Raw genomic sequence first — 26,361 nt, 5'->3', positions numbered from 1 at the left:
GAACTCGCCGGTTCCGGCCTCAATCACGCGAGTTCCGGCTTCAATCACGCGAGTTCCGGCCTCAATCACGCGAGATCCGGGCCCAGTCACGCGAGATCCGGGTTCAGGCCGGGGCGATCAGCGGGGGCTCGGGGACGTCGAGGGGGCCGGGCAGGCGCAGGCCGTCGTGGAGGGGGACCAGTTCCGACTGCAGCACCATCGCCGCGCCGCCGATGGCCGGGGCCGTGGCCGCGGCGCGGGAGAGGCGGACGTCCGGGACGTGGACCGCCCTGGCGAAGAACGCCCGCGCCAGCTCCTCGCGGATCGCCGGGACGTACGACGCGCCCGCGATCGCGAAACTCGGGCCCGTCAGGACCACCGCCTCCAGGTCCATCACGTTGGCCAGGGTGCGGACCCCCACCGCCACGTACCGCGCCGACCGCTCGAGCAGCGCCACCGCCGCGGCGTCCCCGCGCCGGGCCGCGCGGCTCACCGCGCCGAAGTCCGCCGCCACCGACGTGTGGCGCAACCCGGCCGCGCGGGCCAGGCGGCCGTCCGCGCGGGCGCGCGCCACCACCGCCGCCGGGCCGGCGAGGGCCTCCAGGCAGCCGCGGGCGCCGCACCAGCACTCCGGGCCGTCGAGGTCGAGGCAGACGTGGCCGACCTCGCCGGTGTTGCCGCTCGTGCCGCGGAACGTCAGGCCGTTGACCAGCAGCCCGGCCCCGATCCCGGTGCCCATGTAGACCGCGGCGAACGTCGCCGACGTGCCCGCTCCCCCGGACCACAGCTCGCCGAGCGCGGCCGCCGCGGCGTCGTTCTCCACCAGCACCGGCAGGCCCGTCACGCGGCGCAGTTCCTCGCCCAGCGGGTACTCGAGCCACTGGCGCATCGACGGCGGTGTCACCCCGGCCGGGGCGAGCGGGCCGGGGAACACGAGCCCGAACCCGAGCAGCCGCGTCCGGTCGATGCCCGCGCCGGTGACGAGGGTCGCCGCCTCCGCCGCCATCTCGGCGACGACCTCGGCCGCCGTCGCCGAGCCCGGCCCCGGCCGGCTGGTGCGGGCGACCACGGCCCCGGAGAGATCGGTCAGCGCGTAGGTGACGCCGGCCTGGTCGAGGTGGATGCCGACGGCGAACCGCGCGGCCGGGTCGAGCTGCAGCAGCACCCGGCGCTTGCCGCCGGTCGACTCCGCGCGCCCGGTTTCGACGACCAGGCCGTCGTCGATCAGCCCGCGCACCACGGTCGAGACGGTCGCGCCGGTCATCCCGGTGGCGGTGGCGATGCCGACCCGGCTGATCGTGCCCGCGGCGCGGATGACGTCCAGGATGACCGCCCGCGTGCTCGCGTGCGGCGTCGTCCGCGGCGGCCCGCTGCTCATCGCGCCTCCAGAGGACTCGGCTGGGCCGGACGCATCATTCTGCCACGCGAAGGTTGACTTCGTTTCTTAATCGACTTAACAATGTTCCGGCGCGCCTCATTCGGCATCGAAGCCACGAGAGGACTCGTCATGTCGGGCACCCCCTTCCGTCGCGTGCGCTCCAGCCTGATCACGGCCATCGCGGCCGCCCTGCTCGCCGCCGGCTGTTCCGGCGGCGGAGAAAGCGCTTCCCGCGACGCCACCCTCGTCGCCTACCTGGGTCAGGCCGGGGACATGCAGGTCAACTTCAACCCGTTCTCCTCCAGCGTGATCGAAGGCCCGGGCACGATCTTCGAGCCGCTGTTCTTCTTCAACATCACCAAGGACGTCGCCCCGCAACCACTGCTGGGCACGGCGTACTCCTGGAACGCCGACGGCACGAAGCTGTCGATCACGTTGCGCCCGGGCGTGCAGTTCTCCGACGGCACGCCGTTCACCGCCCGCGACGTCGTGTTCACCCTCGACATGGTCGCGAAGCACAAGTCCATCAACACGACCGGCTACAACGGCAAGGCCGTCGCCCCCGACGACACGCACGTCGAGATCACCTTCCCGGCCCCGGCGTTCACCCAGGGCCCGCAGGTGCTCGGCCGCACCTTCATGGTCCCGCAGCACCTGTGGTCGAAGATCGCGGACCCGGCCAACGACGTCATCGCGCAGCCGGTCGGCACCGGCCCGTACAAGCTGGATTCGTTCAAGCCACAGGCCTTCACCTACACCGCGAACCCGGCGTACTGGGGCGGCGAGCCCGCGGTCAAGCACATCCGCTTCCTCGGGCTGTCCGGCAACCAGGCCGGCGCCGACGCGCTGGCCGCCAAGCAGATCGACTGGCAGACCGGGCCGGTGCCGGACATCAAGAACGTCGCCAAGACCTACGCCGGCTACCAGGCCGTGATCACGCCGATGTTCCAGGTGGCCCTGTTCGCCTGCGCCAACGCGGCACTCGGGTGCACCGGCCCGCAGACCGACCCGGCGGTGCGGCAGGCGATCTACCGCGCGATCAACCGCACCCAGCTGAACGCGCTCGCGTTCGAAGGCACCGCGTCCGACATCTCCCCCGGCTTCGCGCTGCTGGAGCGGGACGCGAAGTGGATTTCGCCGAAACTGAAGGAAAAAGCGGCCCCGGACGCCCCCGACCCGGCCCAGGCGGCCACCCTGCTGCAGGGCGCCGGCTACACCCGCGGCGGCGACGGCGTCTTCGCCAAGGACGGCAAGCCCCTCGAACTGACCGTGCAGGTGCCCTCGGGCTGGACCGACTACATCACCGCGGTCGACACCATGGCCCAGCAGCTCAAGCAGGCCGGGATCAAGCTGATCTCCCAGCAGGTGTCCTACAACGAGTGGGCCGACGCCCGCACCCGCGGCCGGTTCCAGCTGCTGATCGACCAGCTGCTGCAGGGACCGTCGGCCGATCCGTACTACACCTTCAACTACTACTTCGCCACGGAGACGACGGCGAAGGTCGGCGAGTCCGCCTACCCGAACTACAGCCGCTTCTCCGACCCGGAAGTCGACGCCGCCCTCAACGCCCTGAAGCAGATCGCGCCGGACGACGCGGCGAAGCGACAGCCGCTCTACGACGTCGTCCAGACGAAGGCCGAGCAGGCGATGCCCTACATCCCGGTGCTCACCTCCGGCACCATCTCGGTGTACCACGACGCCAAGTTCACCGGCTGGCCGACGAAGGACAACCTCTACGCCTTCCCCGCGGTGTGGAACCGGCCGGACCAGGCCCAGATCTACAAGGCGCTCAAGCCGGCCGGGCCGTGATGCGCTACCACCTGCGCAAGTTCGGCTTCTACCTGGTGGCGCTGTGGGCCGCGCTGACGCTGAACTTCTTCATCCCGCGGCTGATGCCGGGCAACCCGGTGGACGTCCTGCTCGCGAAGATCGCCCAGCGCGGCGGCGCGCCGGACCCGGCGGTGCGGCGCGCCTACGAGCTCCTGCTCGGCTCGCACTCCGGCGAGTCGCTGTGGTCGCAGTACCTGGCCTACCTCGGCAAGCTCGCCGACGGCGACCTCGGGATCTCGGTGAGCGTGTTCCCGGCGAAGGTCTCCGATGTCATCGGGGACGCGCTGCCGTGGACGCTGGTCCTGGTCGGCGTGGCGACGCTGGTGTCGTTCCTGCTCGGCACGGCGCTCGGCATGCTGGCCGGCTGGAAGCGCGGCACGTGGCTGGATTCCCTGGTCCCGGCGACGACGGTGCTGGCCGCGGTGCCGTACTTCTGGCTCGCGCTGATCTTCGCCGCGGTGTTCGCCTCGGCACTGGGCTGGTTCCCGCTGAACGGCGGGTACGACGTCGTGCTCGACCCCGGCTGGACCGCGGAGTTCCTCGGCTCGGCCGCCTACCACGCCGCGCTGCCCGCGCTGACCATCGTCGTCTCCTCGGCCGGCGGCTGGCTGCTCGGGATGCGGAACATGATGGTCTCGGTGGCTTCCGAGGACTACGTGCTCGCGGCGCGGGCGAAGGGCCTGCGCAGCACCCGGGTGATGGTCCGGTACGCCGCGCGCAACGCCGTGCTGCCGTCGGTGGCCGGGTTCGCCATCTCGCTCGGCTTCGTGGTCTCCGGTTCCATCGTCACCGAGCAGGTGTTCTCCTACCCCGGGATCGGCTCGAAACTGCTGCAGGCGGTGCAGAACAGCGACTACGCGCTGATGCAGGGCATCTTCCTGGTCATCACGGTGGCCGTGCTCGGCGCGAACCTGGCCGTCGACCTGCTGTACGGCGTCCTCGACGCGCGTACCCGGGCCCGGACCTAGCGGAGGAAGCATGACGAACCTCGGGCCCGCCACCACCCGGGCCACGGGCTTCCGCGCGATGCTGCCGCGCTGGTCGCCGCGGCTGGCGACCGGGCTCGGCCTGGTCGGCGCGATCGCCCTGTTCGGCGTCCTCGGGCCGCTGGTCACCGGCGATCCGGCGGCCGTCCGCGACACCGGGCTCGCCCCGCCCGGTGGCGGGCACCCGCTCGGGCTCACCCAGACCGGGCAGGACGTCCTCGCGCAGCTGGCGCACTCGACCCGGGGCTCGCTGGAGATCGGGCTGCTGGTCGGCGTGCTCGCCACGCTCCTTTCGGCGGTCTTCGGCGTGCTCGGCGCCTACGTGGGCGGGGTCGTCGACGAGGGCTTTTCGCTGTTCTCCAACGTCATGCTCGTCATCCCCGGCCTGCCGCTGGTGATCGTGATCGCCGGGTTCGTGCCGCCGGAGTCGCGCGGGGCCTGGACGATCGGGCTGGTGCTGGCGATCACCGGCTGGGCCGCCTCCGCCCGGGTGCTGCGCGCGCAGACGCTGTCGCTGCGCCACCGCGACTACGTGGCCGCCGCGCGGGTCGCGGGTGAGAAGCCGTGGCGGATCATCGCCGTGGAGATCGTGCCGAACCTGCTGCCGTTGCTGGCTTCGCAGTTCGTGTTCGCGGTGATCTGGGCGATCCTGTCCGAGGCCGCGCTGTCGTTCCTCGGGCTCGGCGCGTCGAACTCCCCCACGCTCGGCACGATGCTGTACTTCGCGCAGAACGGCTTCGCGCTGCAGCGGCAGGCGTGGTGGTGGTTCGTGCCGCCGGGGTGTGTGATCGCGTTGTTCGGCTGCGGCCTGTCGCTGATCAACTTCAGCCTCGACGAGGTGATCGATCCCCGGCTGCGCGCGGTGTTCCGGCGGCGGCCCCAGCCGCCACCCCCGGCGAAGCCCGCCGCGAGCCCCGAACCCGGGGTGCTCAAAGTGGACTCGCTGGACGTCGTCTACCGGACAGCCGAGCCGGTCGCCGCGGTGCGGGACGTCTCCCTCACCCTGCGCCGCGGCGAAATCCTCGGGCTGGCCGGCGAATCCGGCTGCGGCAAGACCACGCTGGCCTACGCGATCGCCCGGCTGCACCGGCCGCCGGCCGAGGTCACCGCGGGGTCGATCGCCTTCCACGACCGCGAAGGGTCCGATGGGGACAACGCTGTGGACATCCTGGGGCTCGGCCCGGACGCCCTGCGCGCGTTCCGCTGGGACAAGCTGTCCATGGTCTTCCAGGGCGCGATGAACGCGCTCAACCCGGTGACCACCGTGCGGGCCCAGCTCGACGACGTCCTCAAGACCCACCGGCCCGAGCTGACCGCGGCCGAGCGGCGGGCGCGGTGCGAAGAGGTGCTGCGGCTGGTCAGCGTGGACCCGGCCCGGCTCTCGGCGTACGCGCACGAGCTGTCCGGCGGCATGCGGCAGCGCGTGATGATCGCGATGGCCCTGCTGCTCGACCCGCAGGTGATCGTCATGGACGAGCCGACGACGGCGCTCGACGTCGTCGTCCAGCGCGGCATCGTCGGCGAGATCCTGCGGCTGCGCGACGAGCTCGGCATCGCCGTCCTGCTGATCACCCACGACCTGCCGCTGCTGCTGGAGATCGCCGACCGCATCGCCGTGATGAAGGACGGCGAAGTCGTCGAGCTCGGCGACGCCGGACAGATGTACCGCGCGCCGGCCCACCCCTACACCCGGGAGCTGCTCTCGTCGTTCCCCGGCCTCACCGAAGTGCCGGAGGGCAGCCGATGACCACCCTCGAAGCCACGCACCTGGTCAAGGAGTTCCGGCTCCGGTCCGGCTTCCGCCGGGAGGTGTTCCGCGCGGTCGACGACGTCTCGTTCACGCTCGCCCCGGGCCGCACGGTCGCCCTCGTCGGCGAGTCGGGGTCGGGCAAGTCGACGATCGCGCGGCTGCTGACCCGGCTCGACCGGCCCACCGGCGGGGCGATCACGCTGCGCGGGGCCGACGGCCGCCCGGTGCCGGACCGCGCCCACCGCGACCACGTGCAGCTGGTGTTCCAGGACCCGTTCGCGTCGCTGAACCCGTTCCACACGGTCGAGCACCACCTCGCGCGGCCGCTGCTGCTGCACGGCCGGACCCGCGGCGCCGCCGAGACCCATCAGGCGGTGCTGCACCTGCTGGACCGGGTGCGGCTGCGGCCGGCCGAGGACATCGCCCGGCGGCGCCCGCACGAGCTGTCCGGCGGGCAGCGCCAGCGGGTCGCGATCGCCCGCGCGCTGGCACCGGGCGCGCAGGTCGTCGTCGCCGACGAGCCGGTGTCCATGCTGGACGTCTCCCTCCGGCGCGGCGTGCTGGAGCTGCTGGCCCGGCTGCAGGCCGAAGACCACCTGGCCGTCCTGTACATCACGCACGACCTGGCCACCGCGCGGCACTTCGCCGACGACGTGCTGGTGCTCTACGGCGGCCGGGTCGTCGAGCGGGGGCCGGCCGACGACGTGCTCCTGCGCCCGCGGCACCCCTACACGCAGCTGCTGGCCGCGTCGGCCCCGGACCCGGCCAAGCGGGTCACCGCACGGAAAGAGAGCGCATGAACCGCGAGGAACTGCACGACGGCTGGCGGCTGACGGCGGTGGGCGGCCCGGTCCCGGACGCGGTGGCCGGCCGGACCGTCCCCGCCGCCGTCCCGGGCTCGGTCCACCTCGACCTGCTCGACGCGGGCCTCATCGAGGACCCCTACGCCGACCGCGTCGAAGCCGGGCTGACCTGGCTGCACCGCACCTCCTGGCGCTACACGCTGGACTTCGCCGCCGAGCCCGCCGCCGACCGCGCCGACCTCGTCTTCGACGGCCTGGACACGGTCGCGACGATCCGGCTCAACGGCACGGTCCTCGGCCGGACCGCCAACATGCACCGCAGTCACCGCTTCGACGTCCGCGGGCTGCTGCGGGCGAGCGGCAACGAGCTGACCGTCGACCTGCGCCCGGCGCTGGAGCACGCGGAGGCGGTGGAGCGCGCGCTCGGCAAGCGGCCGCGCGCCTACCGCCACCCGTTCAACACCGTCCGCAAGATGGCTTGCTCCTTCGGCTGGGACTGGGGTCCGGACCTGCAGACGGCAGGCATCTGGCGCCCGGTCCGGCTCGAACGCTGGCACAGCGCCCGGCTCGCCCGCGTCCGGCCGCTGGTCACCGTCGACGCCGACGGCACCGGCCGGGTCACCGTGCACGCCGACGTCGAACGCGCCTGCCACGCGCCGCTGGACGTGGCCGTCTCGATCGCCGGGCGGAGCGCGCGCGGCGAGATCGCGCCCGGCGACACGACGGCGACGGTCGTCGTCACCGTGCCGGACGCCGACCTGTGGTGGCCCGCCGGGTACGGCGACCAGCCGCGTTACCCGCTGTCGGTCGAGCTGTCCGCGGGCGGCGCGGTGCTGGACCGCCACGACCGCCGCGTCGGCTTCCGCACGATCACCGTCGACACCGAACCGGACGCGATCGGCACGCCGTTCACCTTCGTCGTCAACGGGAAGCCGGTGTTCGCCAAGGGCGCCAACTGGATCCCCGACGACCACTTCCTCACCCGGATCACCCGCGAGCGGCTCGCCCGGCGCGTCGACCAGGCGCTCGGCGCGCACCTCAACCTGCTGCGCGTGTGGGGCGGCGGGATCTACGAGAGCGAGGACTTCTACGACGTCTGCGACGAGCGCGGCATCCTGGTGTGGCAGGACTTCCCGTTCGCCTGCGCCGCCTACCCGGAGGAGGATCCACTGTGGACGGAAGTGGACGCCGAGGCGCGCGAGCAGGTCGCCCGGCTGACCCCGCATCCGTCGCTGGCGCTGTGGTGCGGCAACAACGAGAACCTCTGGGGCCACGCCGACTGGCGGTGGCGTGAACAGCTCGGCGGCCGCAGCTGGGGCCTGCGGTACTACCGCGACCTGCTGCCCGCGATCGTCGCGGAGCTCGACCCCACCCGCGCCTACGCGCCCGGCAGCCCCTACAGCCCCGGCACGGTCCACCCCAACGACCCCGACCACGGCACCCGCCACGAATGGGACGTCTGGAACCGCGTCGGCTACACCCGCTACCGCGACCACGTCCCGCGGTTCTGCGCGGAGTTCGGGTTCGAGGGCCCGCCCACGTGGGCCACGCTGACGCGCTGGCTCCACGACCGGCCGCTGAGTACCTCGTCTCCGGCGTTCCAGGCGCACCAGAAGGCCGAGGACGGCGCCGGCAAGCTCGAGCGTGGCCTGGCCCCGCACCTGCCGCCGCCGTCGACGTTCGAAGACTGGCACTGGGCGACCCAGCTCAACCAGGCCAGGGCGGTCGCCTTCGGCGTCGAGCACTTCCGGTCCTGGTGGCCGCGCACGGCCGGCGCCGTCGTCTGGCAGCTCAACGACTGCTGGCCGGTCACCTCCTGGGCCGCGATCGACTACGGCGAACGCCCGAAACCGCTGTGGTACGCCCTCAAGCACGCGTTCGCGCCGCGGTTGTTCACCGTGCAGCCCCGCGACGGCGCCGAGGTCGTCATCGCCGTCAACGACACGGACGAGGACTGGACCGGCGACCTGCGGCTGGCGTGGCGCGGCTTCGACGGGAGCCTCCTCGACGGCGATACACTGCCGTTCTCGGTCCCGGCGCGGTCGGCCGCCGTGGCCGGGAAAGCAGGCGGGAGACGCGAAGTGCTGGTGGCCGAGAGCGGTGACGTGCGCCTGGTCCACGTCTTCGGCGAAGACGTCGAGCACCCGTACGAGCCCGCGGCGCTGACCGCCCGCGCCGAGCCGGTGCCGGGTGGCTACCGGGTGGCCGTCACCGCGAGCGCGCTGGCCGTCGACGTCGCCCTGCTGGTGGACCGGGTCGCGCCGGACGCGGTCGTCGACGACATGCTCGTGACGCTGCTGCCGGGCGAAACGCGGACGTTCGAGGTCCGCACCGGAGCCACGGTGGCCGCGGGCGCGTTCGCCGACCCGCTCGTCCTGCGGTCCGCCAACGCGCTGGTCCGGCGGGAATGAGCACGTCCGGCGCGATCGGCCTGGTGCTGGCCCGCCCGCCGCGGCTGCTCGGGACCGAACCGTTCTTCATGGAGTTCATCGCGGGCATCGAGCAGCACCTCGCCGACTGGGAGCTGTCGCTGCTGCTGCACGTGGTGTCCACCCAGGACGCCGAGCTGGCGGCGTACCGGCGGTGGGCCGAGCACGGCCTGGTCGAGGCGGCGGTGGTGGTCAACCGGCTGGTGCACGACGAGCGCCCGGCCGCGCTGGCCGCGCTGGGCCTGCCCGCGCTGCTGGTGGGCGAGCCGGCCCGGGGCTTCCCGGCGGTCCGGACGGACAACGCGGGCCCGGTCCGCGCGGCGGTGGCCGAGCTGCTGCGCCTCGGCCACCGCCGGATCGCCCGCATCACCGGCCCGGGCACGCTCCTGCACACGGCCGAGCGCTCGGCGGCGTTCGTGGCGGCGTGCGAGGCGGCGGGGGCGAGCGCCCAGCTGGTGGAGGGCGACTATTCCGAGGAGGCGGGCGCCAAGCTGACCACCCGGCTGCTGTCGGGCGACGAGCGTCCGACAGCAATCCTGTACGACAACGACGTGATGGCACTGGCGGGCCTGGCGGCGGCCCGCGAGCTGGGCGTGGCGGTTCCGGCCGAGCTGAGCGTGGTGGCCTGGGACGACTCGGCGCTGTGCCGCCTGTCTTCACCGGCGCTGACGGCGATGAGCGTCGACGTGCACCGGTTCGGTGTGCTGGTGGCCGAGTCGGTGCTGGAGCTGCTCGACGGGGACGCGGTGGCCGAGCGCTGGTCGCCGGCCGCGCAGTACGTGCCGCGCGGCAGCACCGGGCCGGCCGCCGGGTAGGTCAGGCGCCGTCCACCGAACCGGGCGGCAGGAACTCGACGTCGTGCAGGGCCGACAACCGGACCACCTCCGCCGAATCGGCCAAGTCGTGCAGCCGGTCGAACAGCTGGGCCAGCCGGCCCGCCGGGCTCACCCAGAACAGGCCACGGGTGATGTCCTCGCTGCGGTTGTAGTACGCGTGCGGCAGGCCCTTCGGCATCCGGACGGTGTCGCCCGGGCCGGCCGTCGTCCACTCGCCGTCGAGGTACAGGGTGAAGACGCCCTCCAGGACGTAGATGTGCTCGTCCTGGGTCGGGTGCACGTGCGGGGGCACCCCGGTGCCGGGCGGGTCATACGTTTCGAACGCGAAGCTCGTTTCGCCGGCGGCCTTCATGAAGTAGGTGTGCCCCAGCACGTTCCACACCTTCGTCCCCGCGCCGGCCGGGGTGATCCCCTTCGGCAGCGGGCCGAGCACGATTTCCTCGCCGGCCATCACACCTCCTTCGTCGGCTACGCAGTCTCCGGCACAGCGGCCGCGTTGTACACCTCGGCCGGCAACGGGAACCAGATCGAGGCAGATCACCCGGCCGGGGGTCGGGTCTGGCGGCGGCTCCCCGGGCGACGTACCGTCCGCCCGGAGGGAAACGATGGCCAGGTGGACGCGGCTGCCCCGGGCGATCGCCGCCGGGTACTCGCGGTCCTGGCGGCAGCTCACCTCCGTCGGCGAGCGCCACACCGATGTCCTGCCCGCGCTCGTGCTCGTCTCCGCCGTGGTCGCCGTCCCGGTCACCGGGCTGGTGCGCCTGCTGCAGACGTTCACCGTCACCAGCCCGGACCCGGTGACGGCCGTCCTCGGCGTGCTGCCCGGCGCCCTGCTGTCGGTGGCCGGGCTGGGCGCGGTGTTGTGGGCGTTCGGGAACGTCAAACAGGCCGCCACGCGCGCCTACGGTGTCGGCCTGCTCGCCTCGGTGCTCACCCCGCTGCTGACGATCGAGGCGACCGCGGGGGTCGTCACCGTCCTCTGGCGCCACGGCGCACTCGCCGCGCGGCCGGGCAGCGGCCCCGGCCTGTGGGCGAGCGAACGGTACTTCGTCTGGCACGCGCTCGACGCCGTCCCGTTCCTGGAGATCGAGGACACGTTCGCCTGGCCGGAGCCGGCCGAGCTGTCCGGCACCGCGGCGGGCACGATCGTGGTCGCGCTGAAGGTGGTCCTGCTGCTGCCGATGGCGCGGCTGCTGGTCTCCGCCTACTGGTGGGTGCGCAACCGGGAAAGCACCTTGACCGGCGAGGACTTCGGCGACGACGTGGCCGCGTTGCCCGCCGTGTGGACGCTGCTGCTCGCCCTGCCCGCCTACGCCGGCGCGTGGTTCCTCTGGCCGCCGGAGTCGCCGCTCGCGCGGTGGCTGCGCGACCATGTCCCGCAGTCGGTCGACGTCGCCCGGGTGCGCGTCCCGCTGGGCTGGGTGCTGCCGGCGGCGCAGTGGCTGGTGCTGGCCGTGCTGCTGGTGGTGTGCGGGTTCTTCGGGCTGTGGGTGATCACCGCGGCGTTCTTCCGGCACAACTCGGCGTGGTGGGCCTTGGTCGCCGTCGCCGGGGTGCTGCTCTGGGCGCACCTCGCGCTGGTGCTGACGGCGTCGGCGGTCCTGCTGTCCGTCCGGTCCGGCATCGCCGCGGCGGTCCCGCCCCTGCCCGCCGATGCCCCGGTCACCGTGGGGGTCGGCGACCAGCTGTGGGGGTTCGCGAACGCCGTGCCGGGCCTCGACATCACCCAGACGACGCACTGGACCCGACGGCACGTGTTCACCGGCTGGCCGGTCGGCGTGCTCACCCTCGGCTTCCGCCTGGCCGCCCTCTTCGCCGTGCTGGGCCTGGTCTGGCTCGTCGCCCGCCTGCCGGGGCTCGTCCGGCCCCGTGCGGGCACCTGACCGCGGTCAGCCTCCCGGCCCCGTCACCGCCGGCCGGCCAGTTCCCGGCGCAGATCGGCCGGGTGGCGGATCCAGATGTCCACCGCCGCCCCGCCGGGGGCCGTGAGCGTCAGGCAGCCCTGGGCTCCCGGGCCCCACAGCGGAACGACCTCCGCCGTCCACGACCGGTCGAACGTCACCGGGCCGACCCCGCGACCCGCTTTCCCCGGCTCCCACCGCAGTTCACCGTCCACAAGGGACAGACGGCCGGGCAGCTCGCCCACCTCGTCGGCGCGGCGGGCGTGGCGGCCGGGTGCCTTGGCGCCGAGCAGCAGCGCCGCCCGGACCGGCAGCTGGGCCGGCCACGACGGCGCCCGGCCCGCCGCACGCCGACGGCGCTCCGCACGCGCGTCGCGCCCCATGATCACCGACCACCCCGCGACCACCAGCACGAGCAGACCGGACAGGGTGACCACCACCGGGACCCAGCCGGTTTCGAGGCCCAGCACCGCCGTCAACGCCACCAGGTGGCCGGCGCCCAGCAGGGCCCGGGTGCGCCGCCGTCGTTCCCGGTCCCGGCCGTACTCCGTCATCCGCCCGTCCGATCGGTCCGCGTCAAGCGCCCTGGTGCTCCCCGCCGGTGTCGAAGTGCCGGTCCAGGTACTCCTCCGGCGGCAACGCGCTCTCGCGCAGCAGCGAAAACACCTCGCTGCCGTCCGTCGGCCCCTGCTCCCCGGTCTCGTACCCCTGGGCCAGCCCGAGGTAGGTGACGCCGGTGTTCTCCGCATACACCCGCGCTTCCTCCTCGGCACGGGCGATGGCCGCGTCGAGGTCGGTCGCGCGCCACAGGGTGAGCCGCTCCTCGTACGGCTGCCCCTCGGCTCCGGCCCACCGGAAAACACACCGCACGGCGAACCAGCTCACTCGCGGCCGGTGTTCCGGGTACACGAAGTGCTCGGAACCCTCTTCGAGGGCGAACAACCGCCAGCTCTCGATCCACGGCCCCGAACAGTCCGGGAAGATCTCGAGCGCGATCGGATCGCCGTCGTTCGTGGCCTCGACGACCACCTGGCCGCCAGGCCCCAGCTTGGCGTCGGTCACCCGGAAGTCGCCCTCGGCGAACCGTGCCGTCAGGAACTCCGCCTGCGCGTCGTACTTCGTGGTGACGTTCTCGAAGGCTTCGTCGCGATCAGTGCCACGATCCCGGGACCAGTTCATGTCCCGTGAACCGAGCAGGATCACGTCACCGTGCACGACGCGGAACGGGCACTGCACATGGATCGTCCGGTCGGCCCTGTCACCGGGCCCGAACCCGATGATCACGATGTTCGCGACCCGCCTGACTTCGACCAGGCGCAGCCCGCGCAGCGCCTGCACCGCCTCGGCCACCGAGGTCATCCCCTGAGCTCCTCCGCGATCGGACCCGAATCCGGGACCCGATGCCACCACCAGGGCTTCGCCGACAGATCTTCGCCCGCGACCTGTTCGAGCAGGCGTTCGTCGTCGGGTCTGGTCATCGACTTGAACCGCTCGTCGTGGCGGGCGACCTGCTCGGCGACCTTGCCATGGAGTGGCTGTGGCAACTCCTCGAGACACACGGCCAGGAAACTCCGCAAGAACATCGCCGCGACCAGGTCATGGGCACCCCACACATCCCGGTCCGACGCCGGTTTTGCCCGGTCCGCGCCGATCTTCCGGACGTGCAGGGCCCAGGCCACCAGCAGGTCGAGAACGCCGAGGGACTTCTCGTCGTCGACGGCGTACCGGAAGGCGCTGAGTTCGACGCGCTCAGCTTCGCTGAAGGTATCGTCGACCTGCAGAGCCGGCTCCTCGTTCACACTCACCGCCCCGGATAGTACGCGGTGCTTCGCCACGGCATGTCGCGGTTCACGATCACCCACACGCCGTCGCAGTCGTAGCGGACCGAGTTCCCACGTCTTCCCGTTCTTGAATTACGCATCCACAATCGGACGATTGTTCACCGCGCCCGGGCCCGCAGGTGTGCCCGTTCGCCTTGGCGGCCGAACAGGATGAGCAGTTCGACGGCCTTTCCGTCGGCGCTGCCGAGCCAGTGCGGGACGGTGGTGTCGAACTCCGCCGCCTCGCCGGGCGGCAGCACGAGGTCGTGCTCGCCGAGGACCAGCCGCAGGTTCCCGTGCAGCACGTAAAGCCATTCGTGCCCTTCGTGCGTCCGGTGGTCCGGAACCGGCGGCCGGCCGGTGCCGGGGATGATCATCTTGTAGGCCTGCATACCACCCGGCCGCCGCGACAGCGGCACGAACGTCATGCCGTGGCGGCGGATCGGCGTCAGGTGGATCCGCGGATCGCCGGTGCGGGGCGCGCCGACGAGATCGTCGAGCGGGACGCCGTAGGTGCGGGCCAGCGGCAGCAGCAGTTCCAGGCTGGCCCGCCGCTGCCCGCTTTCCAGCCGCGACAGGGTGCTCTCCGACACCCCGGTGGCAGCGGCGACGTCGGCGAGGGTCATCCCCCGCTGCCGGCGCAGCGCCCGCAGCCGAGGGCCGACGGCGTGCAGGACGTCCTCGAAGTCGTCGCTCACCCCGGCCATCTTGCCGGAACCGCAAGAAAGGGTGCCGGATCGGCCGGCGGCGGGCCAGGCTGTGCCCAGCCACCCGGCACCCCACCGCACCCGCCGCACCGCCGACCCCCGCGGCACCCGCCGCCCCACCGAGAGGAACCCCCATGCCCCGACCCCGACGGCGGGACACCCCGCCACCGCGCACCGGGCCGTCCGAAAAGGACGTGCTGTGCGGCTTCCTCGACCACCTGCGGGCCGCCGTCGTCGCCAAGGCCCTTGGCCTCCCCGAACCGCAGGTGCGGACGCCCGGTGTCCCGTCCGGCACGTCGCTGCTGGGCCTGGTCCGGCACCTCGCGCACGTCGAGCGCTTCACTTTCCTCGGCGAGGACGTCGCCGACTGGGCCGGCACCTTCCGGCCGGGGGCGGACGAGACCGTCGCCTCCGTCGTGGCCGACTACCGCGCCGCCTGCGTGCGGGCCGATGCCGTCATCGACGCCTGCGCCGACCTGACGCAGCCGGTCGCCCGTCCTGGCCGCGGTGGGCCGTCGATGCGCTGGGCCCTGGTCCACATGATCGAGGAGACCGGCCGCCACGCCGGGCACGCCGACATCCTCCGGGAGCTGGCCGACGGCAGCACCGGCCGTTGACCTGGCATGATCGGACTCCGTGCGGGTACTGCTGGTGGAAGACGACCAGCCGATCGCCGACTCGCTGCGGCGCGGTCTGGTGCGGTACGGCTACGAGGTGACGTGGGTGCGGACGGGCGCCGAGGCCCTGGCCGCCGAACCCGCGGACATGGTGCTGCTCGACCTCGGACTGCCCGATGTGGACGGTCTCGACGTCTGCCGCGAGCTGCGGGCGCGGGGTGACGTGCCGATCATCGTGATCAGCGCGCGGGCCGACGAGGTCGACCGGGTGGTCGGGCTGGAGATCGGCGCGGACGACTACGTGTCGAAGCCCTTCGGCGTGCGCGAGGTCATCGCGCGGATGCGGGCGGTGGCCCGCCGGGCGCGGCCGGCCGCCGCCGAGCCCGTGGCACCCGAATCCCACGCCGGCGGGCGGCTGGTCATCGACCGGCGGGCGCGGCGGGTGCACGTCGACGGCGCCGAGCTCGCACTCTCGCCCAAGGAGTACGACCTGCTGGCCTTCCTCGCCGACGCCCCCGGCGCGGCGCTGACCCGCGAGCAGATCATGGAAGCCGTCTGGGACGCGCACTGGTTCGGCCCGACGAAGACCCTGGACGTCCACATCGGAGCGTTGCGCCGGAAGCTCGGCGACGCGGCCGTGGTCGAGACGGTGCGCGGGGTCGGGTTCCGGCTGGTGGTCGCCGGGTGAGCGGCCCGAGCTCGCTGAACCGCCGGCTCGTCGTCAGCTACGTGCTGCTGGTGGCGATCGCGATCGGCGCGTTCACCGTGCCGGTCGCGTTCGTCCTCACCGGCCAGCTGCGCGGCGACGTCGAGACGTCGGTGCGGCGCGAAGCCGACACCGCCGCGCTCCTGCTCTCGGCCGGCGACCTGCCGTCGCGCCAGGCGCTGGCGCGGCTGGCCGAGGCCTACGGCAAGGAGACACCGGGCCGGCTCGACGCCGTCCTCGCCGACGGCACCGCGCCGGGCCCGCTGCCGGTGCCGCCCGCGGCGGACGACCCGGCCTTCCGCGACGCGCTGGCCGGGCAGGTCACCACCCGGTGGACCCACGCGGCCGCGCTGGACGCCGACGGTCTCGTGCTGGCCGTGCCCGCCCGGGACGCGGCCGGCCGGGTCGTCGGCGCCATCCGGGTCAGCTACCCGTCGGCGCCCCTGGACGCGCGCCAGCTGCAGATCTGGGGCTTCCGGGCGGTGCTCGCGGTCGCGGTGCTCGTCGTCGCGGCGTTCCTCGGCGCGTTCTTCGCCCGGCACCTGACCCGGCCGTTCCGCGAGCTCAACCAGATGGCGGGCCGGCTGCGCGACGGCGAGCTGACCGCACGCGCCGAGGAGACCGGCCCGGTCGAAACCCGCACCCTGGCGCGCACGCTCAACAACGCGGCCGAAACGATCGACACGCTGGTGCGGGCCCAGCGGGCGTTCATCGCCGACGCGTCGCACCAGCTGCGCACGCCGCTCACGGCGTTGCGGCTGTCGCTGGACAACATCGCCGACGGCGTGGCCGGCACCGACGTCCACGAAGACCTCGACCAGGCGACGGCCGAAGTGGTCCGGATGAGCACCCTGGTCAACGGCCTGCTCACCCTCGCCAAGGCCGAAGCGGCGATCGCGGCCCCCGAACCGGTGCGGATCGCCGACGTGGTCGCCGGGCGGCTCGCCGTCTGGCGCGCGGTGGCCGCCGACCGCGGCGTCGAGCTGCGCCAGGCCGACGCGGACGCGGACCTGCTCGCCATGGTCAGCCCCGGGCACCTCGAGCAGGTGCTGGACAACGTGCTGTCCAACGCGCTGGAGGTCTCCCCCGACGGCGGCGCGGTCACCGTGTCCAGCCGCCGCCGGGAGGGCTACGCCGTGCTGGAGATCGCCGACCAGGGCCCGGGGATGCCCGAGGCCGAGCGGAGCCGCGCGTTCGACCGGTTCTGGCGCGGCCAGGGCCGGACCGGCCCCTCGGGATCCGGTCTCGGCCTGGCCATCGTGAAGCAGCTGGTCACCGACGACGGCGGCACCGTGTCCCTCGGCGACGCCGAGGGCGGCGGGCTGGCCGTCCGGATCGCGCTACCCCTCGGGCATCACTGACGAGTGGTGGTTGACGATCAGCCACTTGCCCTCGCGCAGCTCGTAGACGTAGGTGTAGCGCGCCCGCACCCGCTCGGTCTTGCCGTCCTTGGTCAGCATGAACTCGTAGACACCGGTGTTGACCGCGGTGTCGGCGTCGAGGACGTCGACGATCTCGTTCTCGATCACCCCCTGCGGCTTGCTCTGCAGGAACTTGGTGAAGTAGTCCACGATCTCCGCGCGGCTGCGGCGGACCTCGTTCGACACCGTCGGCAGCAGGACGGCGTCCGGCGCGTAGAGATCGGCCACCCGCTGCGGGTCGCCGGTGGCCAGCGCGGCGTTCCACTGCGGGAACAACGCCGCGATCTGCTGCTCGGTGGGCCGCGCCGGAGCGGCCGCCGCACCGGTCGGCGTCGCGGCGGTACCGGTACCGCACCCGGCCGTCACCGCCGTGACCGCCGCGGTCGCCACCACGACCGCACCCCACCGTGTCTTGCGCATTTTCGCCTCCTGGACCGGGAATCGCTTACGAATCCACTGTGGAACGGCGACCGGAAGGGGATTTCCAGCGTGCGGACAGGAACGGGGAAAGGTTCGGCCAAGGCGTCGCTCTGCGGGCCGCGCCGGCAAGTGCTATTCGATCCCTTGTGAGTGGGCGTTCCTCGCCGCCACGGTGATCGGACTGCTCGGCGGCCTGCTGATCTTCGGCAACCGGGACGGGATCGCCGCGACCATGCGCGAGACGAACAGACAGCGCGGCGGCACCCTCACCGAGGCGCGGATCGTGCTGACGGTGCTCACCGGCCTGCAGCTGCTTTCGGTGCTGATCGGGCAGAGCACGATCGGCGGTTACGTCGCGGTGCTCGCGGCGGTGGTCGGCGTGGCGCTGTCGTTCACCGGTCCGTCCAACGCCTACTTCGCCGCGGCCAAGAGCCAGGTCTGACCGGCCCCACTGCATCCACTGTGGACAGTGACCCTCAGCTGTTCCACATCCGGGCCGTGAGGCGGAGGAACTCCCCGCTGTCGGCGGCGGCCAGTGCCGCGGCTCGGTCGGGGTAGACGTCCAGTACCCGGTCGGCGCCGGTCAGCCACAGGGCCCTGCACACCACCGCGTTGCCGCCGGTGACGACGCGGAGGCGGGCGTTCTGGGCGGCCGCGTGGTCGGTGACCGCGCTCAGCACGCGGACCCCCGCCGCACCGAGGAAGTGCAGGCCGGCGAGGTCCAGCACGATCGACCGCGGTTCCGGGCTGCCCGCCAGCGCCGCCGCCACGGCGCCCACGACGACGAGGACCGTGCCGGCGTCGAGTTCGCCGGAGAAGGCCAGGAGCACCGGATCGCCGTGCGAGCACGAGACCCGCAATCGCCCCGTCGGGTAACCGAAGGACGCCACGCGAAAACACCTCATCTTCGTACAAAGCCGGCACCGACAGGAACTGCGGCTCCTGCACGACCCGCCCGCGCGCCAGGGTTAGTGACGCCGTCCGGCTGATCACAAGCCGTGACCACAGGAGTCGACCCGATCGTGTTTCGCCGGGGAATGCCGGGGGAAGCCACGCGGGGCGATCTGCTCTCAAGGAGGTTGTCATGGCGGCAACACCCGATCCGGCGTCCACCGGGGTGCGCACGCTCATCCCGGCACGCATCGACCGGTTGCCCTGGTCCCCGTTCCACACCCGGATGGTCGTCGCGCTCGGCGTGGCCTGGATCCTCGACGGCCTGGAGATCACGGTGGCCAGCGCGGTCGCCGACACGCTCACCAAGCCCGAGACGCTGAACATGTCGTCGGCGGCCGTGGGCCTGCTGGCGACGGTCTACCTCGCCGGCGAGGTGGTCGGGGCACTGTTCTTCGGCAGCCTGTCCGACAAGCTGGGCCGCCGGAACCTGTTCATGCTCACCCTGGCCGTCTACCTCCTGGGCAGCGGCCTGACCGCGCTCACCCTCGGCAACGGCGCGGGCTGGGTCGTCTTCCTCTACGCCACCCGGTTCATCGCCGGCATGGGCATTGGCGGCGAGTACGCCGCGATCAACTCGGCGATCGACGAGCTGATCCCGGCGCGCTACCGCGGCCGGGTGGACATCGCCGTCAACGGCACCTACTGGGCCGGGGCCGTGCTGGGGACGATCGGCACGTACATCCTGCTCAACAAGATGGACCTGGCGCTGGGCTGGCGGCTGGGCTTCCTCATCGGGCCGGTGCTGGGGCTGGTGATCCTGCTGGTGCGGCGGCACCTGCCGGAGAGCCCGCGCTGGCAGATCATGCACGGCAGGTCCGACGCCGCGGAGAAGTCGATCGCCCAGATCGAGCAGGAGGTCGAGCACGGCGGCCGCAGCCTGCCGCCGGTCGACGAGAAGAAGGCCATCGAGGTGACGCCGGCCGAGCGGATCGGCTACGTGGCGCTGGCGCGGGTGCTGTTCCGCGAGTACCCGTCGCGGGCCGTGCTGGGCGCGTCGCTGATGATCAGCCAGTCGTTCCTGTACAACGCGATCTTCTTCACCTACACGCTGGTGCTGGGCAAGTTCTACGGGGTGTCGTCCGAGGCGACGCCGATCTACCTGATCGCGTTCGCGGTGGGCAACCTGGTCGGCCCGTTCGCGCTCGGGCACCTGTTCGACACCCTCGGCCGCCGCAAGATGATCTCCGGGACGTACGTGGTGTCGGGGGTCCTGCTCGCGGTGACGGCGGTGCTGTTCCACGCGGGCGCGCTCAACGCGCTCACGCAGACCATCGCGTGGTGCGTGATCTTCTTCTTCGCGTCCGCGGGAGCCAGCGCGGGGTACCTGACGGTGAGCGAGATCTTCCCCCTGGAAGTGCGGGCCAAGGCGATCGCGGTGTTCTTCGCCATCGCCCAGTGCTTCGGCGCGCTGGGCCCGGTGATCTACGGCGCCCTGATCGGCACCGGCGAGCACCCGGTCCGTCTGTTCGTCGGCTACCTGCTGGGCGCGGCGGTGATGATCGCGGGCGGCCTGGTGGCCCGGTTCCTGGCGGTGGACGCGGAGGGCAAGTCCCTGGAGGACATCGCCCAGCCGCTGGCCGCGGCGGGCAGGCGGGGCCGGACGCGGGCGGAGGGGGCTTCCTCGCCGTTCTCCACCTGAGGATAGCCAGGCGTGAAGTCCACAAAGGACCTCAAGGACGGCGCCGGGCCGCGGCGGCGCGGGAGATCGCCAGCACGGCCGCGATCACGGCGGCGGCGATGCCCGCGCAGCCGAAGGTCCAGCCCAGCCCGACGCCGTCGGCGACGGGCTGGGCGAGCAGCGGCGAAGCGAACTGGCCGAGGAACAACGCCGACGTGAGCAGGCCGAGGGCCCGGGTGCGCGCGCCCGGGGCGACCGAGGCCACCACCCAGCCGTTGACGGTCGGGTTCAGCAGGCCGATCCCGGCCCCGACCACGACCATCCCGAGCGCGGCCACGCCCAGTGAGCTCGCCGACCCGACCAGGACCAGCCCGGCGGCGAACGCCGTGAACAGGACGATCGCCAGCGCCGGGAAGTCCCAGCGGGCCCGCAGCCGCCGGAAGTTCAGGCCCACCAGGGTCATCACCAGGTTGACCGCGGCGATGAGCGCGCCGGTCACGGCCGGGCCCGCGCCGCCGACCTTGGCGAGCCAGAACGGCGCCTGCGTCGGCACGGTGTAGAAGACCACCACCCCGAGGAACATGACGACGTACAGCCCGAGCAGCCGCGGCTGCCACGGCGACGCGGCCGGGGCGGCCCCGGTGTCCGGCTGCGTGGCTGCTTCGGGCACGAACCGGAGCACGAGGAGCAGCAGCGGCAGGGCGAGCAGGTAGACGGCGAACGGGCCGCGCCAGCTCGCGGCGGCCAGCAGGCCGCCCAGCAGCAGCGCGACGACGCCGCCGAAGCCCATCGCCGCGCCCTGCAGGCCCAGCACCCGGCCGTGGTCGGCGGCGGGGTGGTGATCGGCGAGCAGAGCGGTCGAGGTGGTCATGACGCCGGCGATCCCGACGCCGAGCAGGGCGCGTCCGGCGAGCAGCCAGGGCAGGGAGTCGAGCACCAGCCCGGACCCGCCGCCGACGGTGTAGAGCAGCAGGCAGCAGGCGAGCACCGGGACGCGGCCGGTCCGGTCGCCGAGCCGGGCCAGCAGCGGGGCGGCGACCATGATCGCGAGCCCCGGCAGGGTGAGCACCAGCCGGACCAGCAGCTGCGCGTGCGGCTCGGCGGCGAAGTGGCGCTCCATGCCGGGCAGGGCCGGGGTGATGGTGGCGCTGGCCATGATGGTCATGGTGCTGACCCCGAGCAGCGTGGCGAGCACGGCTTTCGGTGGCCGCCCGACGTCGGCGAGTGTCATGCCGGCGACGGTAGGACCTCACCTTTGGTCGAGGTCAAGGCCGGCGCCGCCGCGCAGCCGCGGCAGCACCGCGAGCCACGCCAGCGCCGCCTCGGCACTCCGGTGGATCGGCAGCACCCGCTCCAGCCCGAGCACCCGGATCGGCCGCAGCACCGCCCGCCCCGCCGCCGCGATCGCGAACGGCACCCCGCTCACGTGCGCCTCCGAAGCCGCCACCAGCAGCTCGGTGATCCCGCCCGCGCCGCAGAACGACACCGGGGACAGGTCCAGCACCAGCGCCCGCGGCGCCAGGTCGATCTCCTCGCCCAGCCGGGTACGGAGCCTGCCCAGTACCGGCAGGTCGATCTCGCCGCGGACCGCGACGGTCGTCGCCTCAGCGGTGGCGGTCACCCGCACCGTCATCGCGGCCGGGACGTCGACGCGGAACTGCGGAGCGGCGATCTGGTCGAGCACACAGACCTCCTCGGAGCGAGGGACGCGGGGAACGGGCGGGCGGCTGCCGGCTGAACCGCGATGCCCACACCGTACGCCGCCGCGGCCGCCGGTTCAGCCCCGCCGCCGAATTCGTCGAATTCGGACTCGGGTTCGCCGAATTCCGGGAATGCGCCGCCGTGATCCGGATAACGGTTCGGAGATCCACTGGGTATCGAACGCCCACCACCGGCCCGTCTTCTGCTAAAAAGTGCATCGTTTCGTCGACCGACGCAGGGGTATGGGTGGCTTTCGAGGAACAGCTCGTCAACGGGCGGTACCGGCTACTGGGGCACCTCGGCCGCGGCGCGATGAGCCTGGTGTGGCGAGCCAGGGACGAGCGGCTGGACCGCGTGGTGGCCGTCAAGCAGTTCCTGCACGAGCCGGGCGCGGGCGCCGAAGTCTGCGAGCGGGCGATCCGGGAGGCGCGGCTGGCGTCCCGGCTGCGGCACCCGCACGCCGTCGCCGTGTACGACGTCTTCGAAGACGCCGGCTCGATGTACCTGGTCATGGAGTACGTGCCGGCCCGGTCGCTGACCGAGCTGCTCGTCGAGCGGGGGCCGCTGCCCCGGTGCGACGTGGTGCGGCTCGGGCGGCAGCTCGGCGCCGCCCTCGCGGCCGCGCACGGCGACTGGCTCCTGCACCGGGACGTCACGCCCAACAACGTGCTCGTCAGCGACGACGGCACCGCCCGGATCACCGACTTCGGGGTGTCGCGCGCGCTCGGCGAGCACCCGGCCGCCGACGAAGGCGTCGTCGTCGGCACCCTCCCCTACCTGGCCCCGGAGGTCGCCCGAGGCGGCGAGGCCGGGCTGCCGTCGGACGTCTACTCCCTCGGCGCCACGCTCTACACCGCGCTGGAGGGCACGCCGCCGTTCGGCACCAGCGACGACCCGATCACGCTGCTCCGGCGGATCACCGAGAACCAGCTCACCCCGCCGGTCCACGACGGCCCGCTGACCGCCGTGCTGATGCGGATGCTCGAACGCGACCCGGCCGCGCGCCCGACGATGCAGGAGGCGGTCGACCTCCTGGCCGCCGTCGGCCGCCCGGCCCCGCCCGGCCCACCCCGCCGGTCCCGGCTCCGCCGCGCCGCCGTGACCGGGGCCGCCGCGTGCCTGACGTCGATCAGCGTGGCGGCCGGCCTCACCCTCGCCGACCGGCCGGCGACCACCGCCGCGGCTCCCGTCGAGCACCCGCCGACGACCGTCACCGCGGACCGCACCGTCCGCAGCACCACCACGGCCGCCGTCCCGGTACCGGCCCACCCCTCCGACGGGCCGGCGCGGCACCCGACGGCGGCCGAGCCGTCCGAACCGGCCGAGCCCTTGGTGGCCGGGGGCTGCACCGCGCGCTACGAGGTCACGAACTCCTGGCCGGGCGGCGCCCAGGCGCAGGTGACCGTGCACAACGACCGCCCGACGCGGCTCACCGGCTGGACGGTGACCTGGGTGCTGCCCGGCGGGGCCGGCATCCGCGACCTGTGGAACGGCACCCTGACCCAGCGCGGCTCCGCCGTCACGGTCACCGACGCGGGCTGGAACGCCCTCGTCGAACCGGCGGGCTCGGCGACGTTCGGGCTGAACCAGGAGCTCACGGCGGGCGCGCCTGCCGTCCCGGTCCTCAGCTGCCGGACCAGCTGATTTTCGTTATCGTTCCGTCACAACCGGATCCGCATTTCTTCCGTAGCGGCCGGTTTCGATTCCGGCATCCGGAACGAATACGTCGAACGCAATTCCTGCACCCACCCAGGTGAGTGAATTGGGCCAAGGGGCCGAACTGCGTGCCCGCGGCGGCCGTGTCCCCTCATGACGGAAGCGACAGAGGGGAGCGTGCCCGTGCACGAAGGGGCAGTGATCGCCGGCCGGTACCGCGTGCTGGGCCGGGCGGGTCACGGCGCGATGGGGACCGTGTGGCGGGCCAAGGACGAACGGCTCGACCGCCTGGTCGCGATCAAGCAGCTCTTCCCCGACTCCCCCGCCGACCCGGCGGCCGCGGAACGCACGCGCGAGCGGACGATCCGGGAGGCCAGGGTCACCGCCCGGCTGCGCCACCCGCACGCGGTCGTCGTCTACGACGTCGTCGAGCAGGGGGCCGCGGCCTACATCACGATGGAGTACCTGGCGGCCCGCACGCTCACCGACCTGCTGGAGGAGCACGGCCCGCTGGTGCCGGAGTACGCGGCGGAACTGGGCGCCCAGCTCGCCTCGGCGCTGGCCGCGGCGCACGCGGAAGGCGTGGTGCACCGCGACATCAGCCCGAACAACGTCCTCGTCACCACCGACGGCACGGCGAAGATCACCGACTTCGGCGTCGCCCACGCGCGCGGGGAGGGCACGGCCACCGGCCGCGGGCTGGTCGTCGGCACGCCGGCCTACCTCGCCCCGGAGGTCGCCGACGGCGAGGAACCCGGCTTCCCCTCCGACGTCTACTCCCTCGGCGCGACGCTCTACACCGCGCTCGAAGGGCGGCCGCCGTTCGGCACCGACGAAAACCAGCTCGCCCTGCTCAAACGCGTCGGCAGCGGCGAGATCACCCCGCCGGCCACCAGCGGCCCGGTCACCGACGCCGTCCTCCGGCTGCTCCGGCGGGATCCGGCCGACCGCCCCGCGATGGCCGGGGCGGCCCGGTTGCTGACCCGCGCCACCGCGCCCGGGGTGACCCCGGCGGTCCCGCCGCCGGCCGCCGCCGAGCCGGTTCCCACCCAGCGGCGCCGCCGTTTCCGCGTGGCCTTCGCCGCGACGGCGGTGGTGCTGACGGCGGCCGCGGTCGTGGCGGCGACCGCCATCCCGCCCGGCCGCGAACCCGCGAATGCCGCGGCCCAGCTCGCTTCGGCACCGTCCGGCACCCCGCCCACCGGGTCGGCGGGGCCGGCCACGGGTTCGGCGGGTCCGGCCACGGCCGAGCCCACCCGCTGCGCCGCGCGCTACCAGGTGGTGAAGTCGTGGAACGGCGGCTTCCAGGGGCTGGTGACCGTCCGCAACAGCGGGCGGGCCGGGGTCCGCGGGTGGACGGTCAGCTGGGCGACGCCGGCCGGGACGAGCATCGACGACCTGTGGAACGGCAGGCTGGTGCGGACCGGGGCGACGTCGGTGATCGTGAACGCCGAGTGGAATGCGGAGCTGAAGCAGGGCGAATCGACCACCTTCGGCTTCATCGCCCTGGCTCGCGGGGGCAACCGGGGGATGCCGGTGACCGAGTGCAGACCGGGGGAATGAATCGGCGTCCGGCCGTTTCGCCCCACCCGACGAAGGTGGCTTGACCAGCGCCGTTGCCCGGCATTAAGGTCAACGTCCACTCCTTCTTGTTAGCGCTAACTTCCGACCGGACAACGGATCGGACAATGGGTCTCGAGAAAGTCCTCACCAAGATGACGAAATTCCGCGACGTGGCGGACGAACCGCCCGGCGGCAGCCGCGGCGCGGTCACGATCACCGACGTGGCGAACGCCGCCGGTGTCTCGGCGAGCACCGTGTCCTACGTGATCACCGGGAAGCGGACGATCTCCCCCGCCACCCGGCGGCGGGTCGAAGAAACCATCCGGACCCTCGGCTACCGGCGGCGCAGCGGCTCGCCCGCCCCGCGCGCCGGCGTCCTCGCGGTAGCGGTGCCGCTGCTCGGCGACCGCCAGCTGGGCCTGGAGATGGAGTTCTTCTCCGCGGCCGCGGGCGCGGCCCGTGAACTCGGGTTCGACCTGCTCCTGGTGACCGACGACGAAGGCACCAGCGGCCTGCACCGGGTGACGTCGGCCGGGCTGGCCGACGCGGTGATCGTGCTGGACGCCGGTGAGGACGACCCGCGCGTGCCCGTCCTGCTCGCCTCCGGACGCCCGGCCGTGCTGGTCGGCGCGCCGGGGCGGCAGCGCGGGCTGGCGTCGGTGGCGCTCGACTTCGCCCCCGCCGGGCTGGCCTGCCTCCACCGGCTCGCCGACCTCGGCCACCGGTCGATCGCCCACCTCGGGCCGCCGGTGACCCGGCCGGGCCACCGGCTCCGGTACCTCACGGGCTTCGCGGAGAACGTCCGGGCCGCCGCCGAAGAGCGTGGCGTGGCCGTGGTTTCCCGGCCGTGCGCGCCGTCGGCCGACGACGTCGCCCGCTGCCTCGACGAACTGTTCGCCGAAGACGGCCCGACCGCACTGGTCGTCCACGACGAAGCGGTCCTCCCCCTCGTCATGACCGCGCTCGGGCAGCGCGGGCGGCAGGTCCCCGGCGACGTCTCGGTCGTCGCCGTCTGCTCGGACACCGTGGCGGGACAGCAGCGGATCCGGCCCACCGCGGTGGTGGTCCCGGCGGCCGAGCTCGGCGCGCTGGCGGTCCGGCGGGCGGTGCACCAGCTCGACAACGGGCCCGTCGCCGAGCCCGACGTCGTGTTCCCCCGGCTCGTCGAAGGCGAAAGCACGGCGGCCGTCGTCCGGGAAGAGGTACCGCTCCCGCGCGGGTGAGAATGCGCGGAAAATCGAACCCGCCGTGCCCGGCGGCCGTATTTCCTTTCGAGGGTCCGTCGA

Annotated in this window: 25 protein-coding genes; 15 read left to right on the top strand and 10 right to left on the bottom strand. The window is 73.1% G+C overall.

The window, feature by feature from the left end; translation table 11 throughout:
• Window positions 1-103: 103 nt before the first annotated feature.
• Entirely contained in the window at window positions 104-1,357 is a 1,254-nt protein-coding gene (locus BLW76_RS20100) for an ROK family transcriptional regulator (RefSeq protein ID WP_091309657.1), read from the bottom strand.
• Window positions 1,358-1,486: 129 nt separating this feature from the next.
• On the opposite strand from BLW76_RS20100, the gene BLW76_RS20095 reads away from it, so the two are divergent.
• Genes BLW76_RS20095 through BLW76_RS20070 form a run of 6 tightly spaced genes read left to right on the top strand, consistent with a single transcriptional unit; the run spans window position 1,487 to window position 9,970 of the window.
• Entirely contained in the window at window positions 1,487-3,166 is a 1,680-nt protein-coding gene (locus BLW76_RS20095; RefSeq protein WP_091309656.1) for an ABC transporter substrate-binding protein, read from the top strand.
• Entirely contained in the window at window positions 3,166-4,155 is a 990-nt protein-coding gene (locus BLW76_RS20090; RefSeq protein ID WP_091309653.1) for an ABC transporter permease, read from the top strand. Before BLW76_RS20095 ends, BLW76_RS20090 begins: the two co-directional genes overlap by 1 nt.
• Window positions 4,156-4,165: 10 nt before the next feature.
• Window positions 4,166-5,920 carry a dipeptide/oligopeptide/nickel ABC transporter permease/ATP-binding protein gene (locus tag BLW76_RS20085; RefSeq protein ID WP_091309652.1) on the top strand — a complete coding sequence of 585 codons (1,755 nt, stop codon included), beginning with the start codon at window positions 4,166-4,168 and terminating at the stop codon, window positions 5,918-5,920.
• Window positions 5,917-6,723 carry an ABC transporter ATP-binding protein gene (locus BLW76_RS20080; RefSeq protein ID WP_091309649.1) on the top strand — a complete coding sequence of 269 codons (807 nt, stop codon included), beginning with the start codon at window positions 5,917-5,919 and terminating at the stop codon, window positions 6,721-6,723. The genes BLW76_RS20085 and BLW76_RS20080 overlap by 4 nt, the downstream gene beginning before the upstream one ends.
• Window positions 6,720-9,137, top strand: a complete 2,418-nt coding sequence (locus BLW76_RS20075) for a glycoside hydrolase family 2 protein (RefSeq protein WP_091309647.1) — start codon at window positions 6,720-6,722, stop codon at window positions 9,135-9,137. The genes BLW76_RS20080 and BLW76_RS20075 overlap by 4 nt, the downstream gene beginning before the upstream one ends.
• Window positions 9,134-9,970, top strand: coding sequence for a LacI family DNA-binding transcriptional regulator (locus BLW76_RS20070; RefSeq protein WP_091309644.1), 837 nt, complete (start codon window positions 9,134-9,136; stop codon window positions 9,968-9,970). The genes BLW76_RS20075 and BLW76_RS20070 overlap by 4 nt, the downstream gene beginning before the upstream one ends.
• Window position 9,971: 1 nt before the next feature.
• On the opposite strand, the gene BLW76_RS20065 is transcribed toward BLW76_RS20070, so the two are convergent.
• Entirely contained in the window at window positions 9,972-10,442 is a 471-nt protein-coding gene (locus BLW76_RS20065; protein ID WP_091309643.1) for a cupin domain-containing protein, read from the bottom strand.
• A gap of 154 nt (window positions 10,443-10,596) precedes the next feature.
• On the opposite strand from BLW76_RS20065, the gene BLW76_RS20060 reads away from it, so the two are divergent.
• On the top strand, window positions 10,597-11,874 hold the full coding sequence (locus BLW76_RS20060; protein WP_091309640.1) for a hypothetical protein: 1,278 nt from the start codon (window positions 10,597-10,599) through the stop codon (window positions 11,872-11,874).
• 23 nt (window positions 11,875-11,897) lie between these two features.
• Here BLW76_RS20060 and BLW76_RS20055 read toward each other — a convergent pair whose 3' ends face one another.
• From BLW76_RS20055 to BLW76_RS20040, 4 genes are all read right to left on the bottom strand, one after another.
• A complete protein-coding gene (locus tag BLW76_RS20055) occupies window positions 11,898-12,446 on the bottom strand; it encodes a hypothetical protein (RefSeq protein ID WP_091309638.1) in 549 nt (182 codons plus the stop codon).
• Window positions 12,447-12,468: 22 nt separating this feature from the next.
• Window positions 12,469-13,251, bottom strand: a complete 783-nt coding sequence (locus BLW76_RS49210) for a hypothetical protein (RefSeq protein ID WP_208613339.1) — start codon at window positions 13,249-13,251, stop codon at window positions 12,469-12,471.
• Window positions 13,248-13,697, bottom strand: a complete 450-nt coding sequence (locus BLW76_RS20045; protein WP_143060654.1) for a hypothetical protein — start codon at window positions 13,695-13,697, stop codon at window positions 13,248-13,250. Before BLW76_RS20045 ends, BLW76_RS49210 begins: the two co-directional genes overlap by 4 nt.
• Window positions 13,698-13,831: 134 nt before the next feature.
• Window positions 13,832-14,410, bottom strand: coding sequence for a helix-turn-helix domain-containing protein (locus BLW76_RS20040; protein ID WP_091319599.1), 579 nt, complete (start codon window positions 14,408-14,410; stop codon window positions 13,832-13,834).
• A 143-nt stretch (window positions 14,411-14,553) separates the two neighbouring features.
• Between BLW76_RS20040 and BLW76_RS20035 the strand changes: the two genes are divergently transcribed.
• Genes BLW76_RS20035 through BLW76_RS20025 form a run of 3 tightly spaced genes read left to right on the top strand, consistent with a single transcriptional unit; the run spans window position 14,554 to window position 17,103 of the window.
• The gene (locus BLW76_RS20035; RefSeq protein ID WP_091309633.1) at window positions 14,554-15,036 is read left to right on the top strand and encodes a DinB family protein; all 483 of its coding nucleotides are present in this window, start codon (window positions 14,554-14,556) and stop codon (window positions 15,034-15,036) included.
• Between the two features lie 19 nt (window positions 15,037-15,055).
• Window positions 15,056-15,724 (top strand): response regulator transcription factor, encoded by a 669-nt coding sequence (locus BLW76_RS20030; RefSeq protein WP_091309631.1) that lies wholly within the window; start codon window positions 15,056-15,058, stop codon window positions 15,722-15,724.
• Entirely contained in the window at window positions 15,721-17,103 is a 1,383-nt protein-coding gene (locus tag BLW76_RS20025) for a HAMP domain-containing sensor histidine kinase (protein WP_091309628.1), read from the top strand. The genes BLW76_RS20030 and BLW76_RS20025 overlap by 4 nt, the downstream gene beginning before the upstream one ends.
• Here BLW76_RS20025 and BLW76_RS20020 read toward each other — a convergent pair.
• Window positions 17,083-17,583 (bottom strand): SgcJ/EcaC family oxidoreductase, encoded by a 501-nt coding sequence (locus tag BLW76_RS20020; RefSeq protein WP_091309626.1) that lies wholly within the window; start codon window positions 17,581-17,583, stop codon window positions 17,083-17,085. The genes BLW76_RS20025 and BLW76_RS20020 overlap by 21 nt on opposite strands.
• 172 nt (window positions 17,584-17,755) lie before the next feature.
• On the opposite strand from BLW76_RS20020, the gene BLW76_RS20015 reads away from it, so the two are divergent.
• The gene (locus BLW76_RS20015; protein WP_244170225.1) at window positions 17,756-18,025 is read left to right on the top strand and encodes a hypothetical protein; all 270 of its coding nucleotides are present in this window, start codon (window positions 17,756-17,758) and stop codon (window positions 18,023-18,025) included.
• Window positions 18,026-18,059: 34 nt separating this feature from the next.
• Here BLW76_RS20015 and BLW76_RS20010 read toward each other — a convergent pair whose 3' ends face one another.
• Window positions 18,060-18,473: an STAS domain-containing protein gene (locus BLW76_RS20010; RefSeq protein WP_244170224.1), complete on the bottom strand. Its 414-nt coding sequence runs from the start codon at window positions 18,471-18,473 to the stop codon at window positions 18,060-18,062.
• Window positions 18,474-18,667: 194 nt separating this feature from the next.
• Between BLW76_RS20010 and BLW76_RS20005 the strand changes: the two genes are divergently transcribed.
• Window positions 18,668-20,176 carry an MFS transporter gene (locus tag BLW76_RS20005; RefSeq protein ID WP_091309624.1) on the top strand — a complete coding sequence of 503 codons (1,509 nt, stop codon included), beginning with the start codon at window positions 18,668-18,670 and terminating at the stop codon, window positions 20,174-20,176.
• Window positions 20,177-20,207: 31 nt separating this feature from the next.
• On the opposite strand, the gene BLW76_RS20000 is transcribed toward BLW76_RS20005, so the two are convergent.
• Together BLW76_RS20000 and BLW76_RS19995 are read right to left on the bottom strand one after the other, a co-directional pair.
• Window positions 20,208-21,386 carry an MFS transporter gene (locus BLW76_RS20000; protein WP_091309622.1) on the bottom strand — a complete coding sequence of 393 codons (1,179 nt, stop codon included), beginning with the start codon at window positions 21,384-21,386 and terminating at the stop codon, window positions 20,208-20,210.
• An 18-nt stretch (window positions 21,387-21,404) separates the two neighbouring features.
• On the bottom strand, window positions 21,405-21,839 hold the full coding sequence (locus BLW76_RS19995) for an STAS domain-containing protein (protein ID WP_091309619.1): 435 nt from the start codon (window positions 21,837-21,839) through the stop codon (window positions 21,405-21,407).
• Between the two features lie 263 nt (window positions 21,840-22,102).
• On the opposite strand from BLW76_RS19995, the gene BLW76_RS50450 reads away from it, so the two are divergent.
• The 3 genes from BLW76_RS50450 to BLW76_RS19980 all read left to right on the top strand — a co-directional run bounded on the left by BLW76_RS50450 (window position 22,103) and on the right by BLW76_RS19980 (window position 26,298).
• Window positions 22,103-23,500 carry a protein kinase domain-containing protein gene (locus BLW76_RS50450; RefSeq protein ID WP_091309617.1) on the top strand — a complete coding sequence of 466 codons (1,398 nt, stop codon included), beginning with the start codon at window positions 22,103-22,105 and terminating at the stop codon, window positions 23,498-23,500.
• Window positions 23,501-23,665: 165 nt separating this feature from the next.
• The gene (locus tag BLW76_RS19985) at window positions 23,666-25,075 is read left to right on the top strand and encodes a serine/threonine-protein kinase (RefSeq protein ID WP_091309615.1); all 1,410 of its coding nucleotides are present in this window, start codon (window positions 23,666-23,668) and stop codon (window positions 25,073-25,075) included.
• Window positions 25,076-25,200: 125 nt separating this feature from the next.
• Window positions 25,201-26,298, top strand: a complete 1,098-nt coding sequence (locus BLW76_RS19980; RefSeq protein ID WP_091309612.1) for a LacI family DNA-binding transcriptional regulator — start codon at window positions 25,201-25,203, stop codon at window positions 26,296-26,298.
• Window positions 26,299-26,361 lie beyond the last annotated feature (63 nt).

Origin of the sequence: Amycolatopsis tolypomycina (genome assembly GCF_900105945.1) — a bacterium.
GTDB classification, from domain to species: Bacteria; Actinomycetota; Actinomycetes; order Mycobacteriales; family Pseudonocardiaceae; genus Amycolatopsis; species Amycolatopsis tolypomycina.
This window is presented reverse-complemented; position numbering and strand designations above follow the sequence as displayed.

Bases quoted from the DNA above. Each gene is read 5' to 3' on its own strand.
- BLW76_RS20100 (WP_091309657.1), bottom strand. From the start codon at position 1,357: ATGAGCAGCGGGCCGCCGCGGACGACGCCGCACGCGAGCACGCGGGCG.
- BLW76_RS20095 (WP_091309656.1), top strand. From the start codon at position 1,487: ATGTCGGGCACCCCCTTCCGTCGCGTGCGCTCCAGCCTGATCACGGCC.
- BLW76_RS20090 (WP_091309653.1), top strand. From the start codon at position 3,166: ATGCGCTACCACCTGCGCAAGTTCGGCTTCTACCTGGTGGCGCTGTGG.
- BLW76_RS20085 (WP_091309652.1), top strand. From the start codon at position 4,166: ATGACGAACCTCGGGCCCGCCACCACCCGGGCCACGGGCTTCCGCGCG.
- BLW76_RS20080 (WP_091309649.1), top strand. From the start codon at position 5,917: ATGACCACCCTCGAAGCCACGCACCTGGTCAAGGAGTTCCGGCTCCGG.
- BLW76_RS20075 (WP_091309647.1), top strand. From the start codon at position 6,720: ATGAACCGCGAGGAACTGCACGACGGCTGGCGGCTGACGGCGGTGGGC.
- BLW76_RS20070 (WP_091309644.1), top strand. From the start codon at position 9,134: ATGAGCACGTCCGGCGCGATCGGCCTGGTGCTGGCCCGCCCGCCGCGG.
- BLW76_RS20065 (WP_091309643.1), bottom strand. From the start codon at position 10,442: ATGGCCGGCGAGGAAATCGTGCTCGGCCCGCTGCCGAAGGGGATCACC.
- BLW76_RS20060 (WP_091309640.1), top strand. From the start codon at position 10,597: ATGGCCAGGTGGACGCGGCTGCCCCGGGCGATCGCCGCCGGGTACTCG.
- BLW76_RS20055 (WP_091309638.1), bottom strand. From the start codon at position 12,446: ATGACGGAGTACGGCCGGGACCGGGAACGACGGCGGCGCACCCGGGCC.
- BLW76_RS49210 (WP_208613339.1), bottom strand. From the start codon at position 13,251: ATGACCTCGGTGGCCGAGGCGGTGCAGGCGCTGCGCGGGCTGCGCCTG.
- BLW76_RS20035 (WP_091309633.1), top strand. From the start codon at position 14,554: ATGCCCCGACCCCGACGGCGGGACACCCCGCCACCGCGCACCGGGCCG.
- BLW76_RS20020 (WP_091309626.1), bottom strand. From the start codon at position 17,583: ATGCGCAAGACACGGTGGGGTGCGGTCGTGGTGGCGACCGCGGCGGTC.
- BLW76_RS20005 (WP_091309624.1), top strand. From the start codon at position 18,668: ATGGCGGCAACACCCGATCCGGCGTCCACCGGGGTGCGCACGCTCATC.
- BLW76_RS20000 (WP_091309622.1), bottom strand. From the start codon at position 21,386: ATGACACTCGCCGACGTCGGGCGGCCACCGAAAGCCGTGCTCGCCACG.
- BLW76_RS19985 (WP_091309615.1), top strand. From the start codon at position 23,666: ATGACGGAAGCGACAGAGGGGAGCGTGCCCGTGCACGAAGGGGCAGTG.
- BLW76_RS19980 (WP_091309612.1), top strand. From the start codon at position 25,201: ATGGGTCTCGAGAAAGTCCTCACCAAGATGACGAAATTCCGCGACGTG.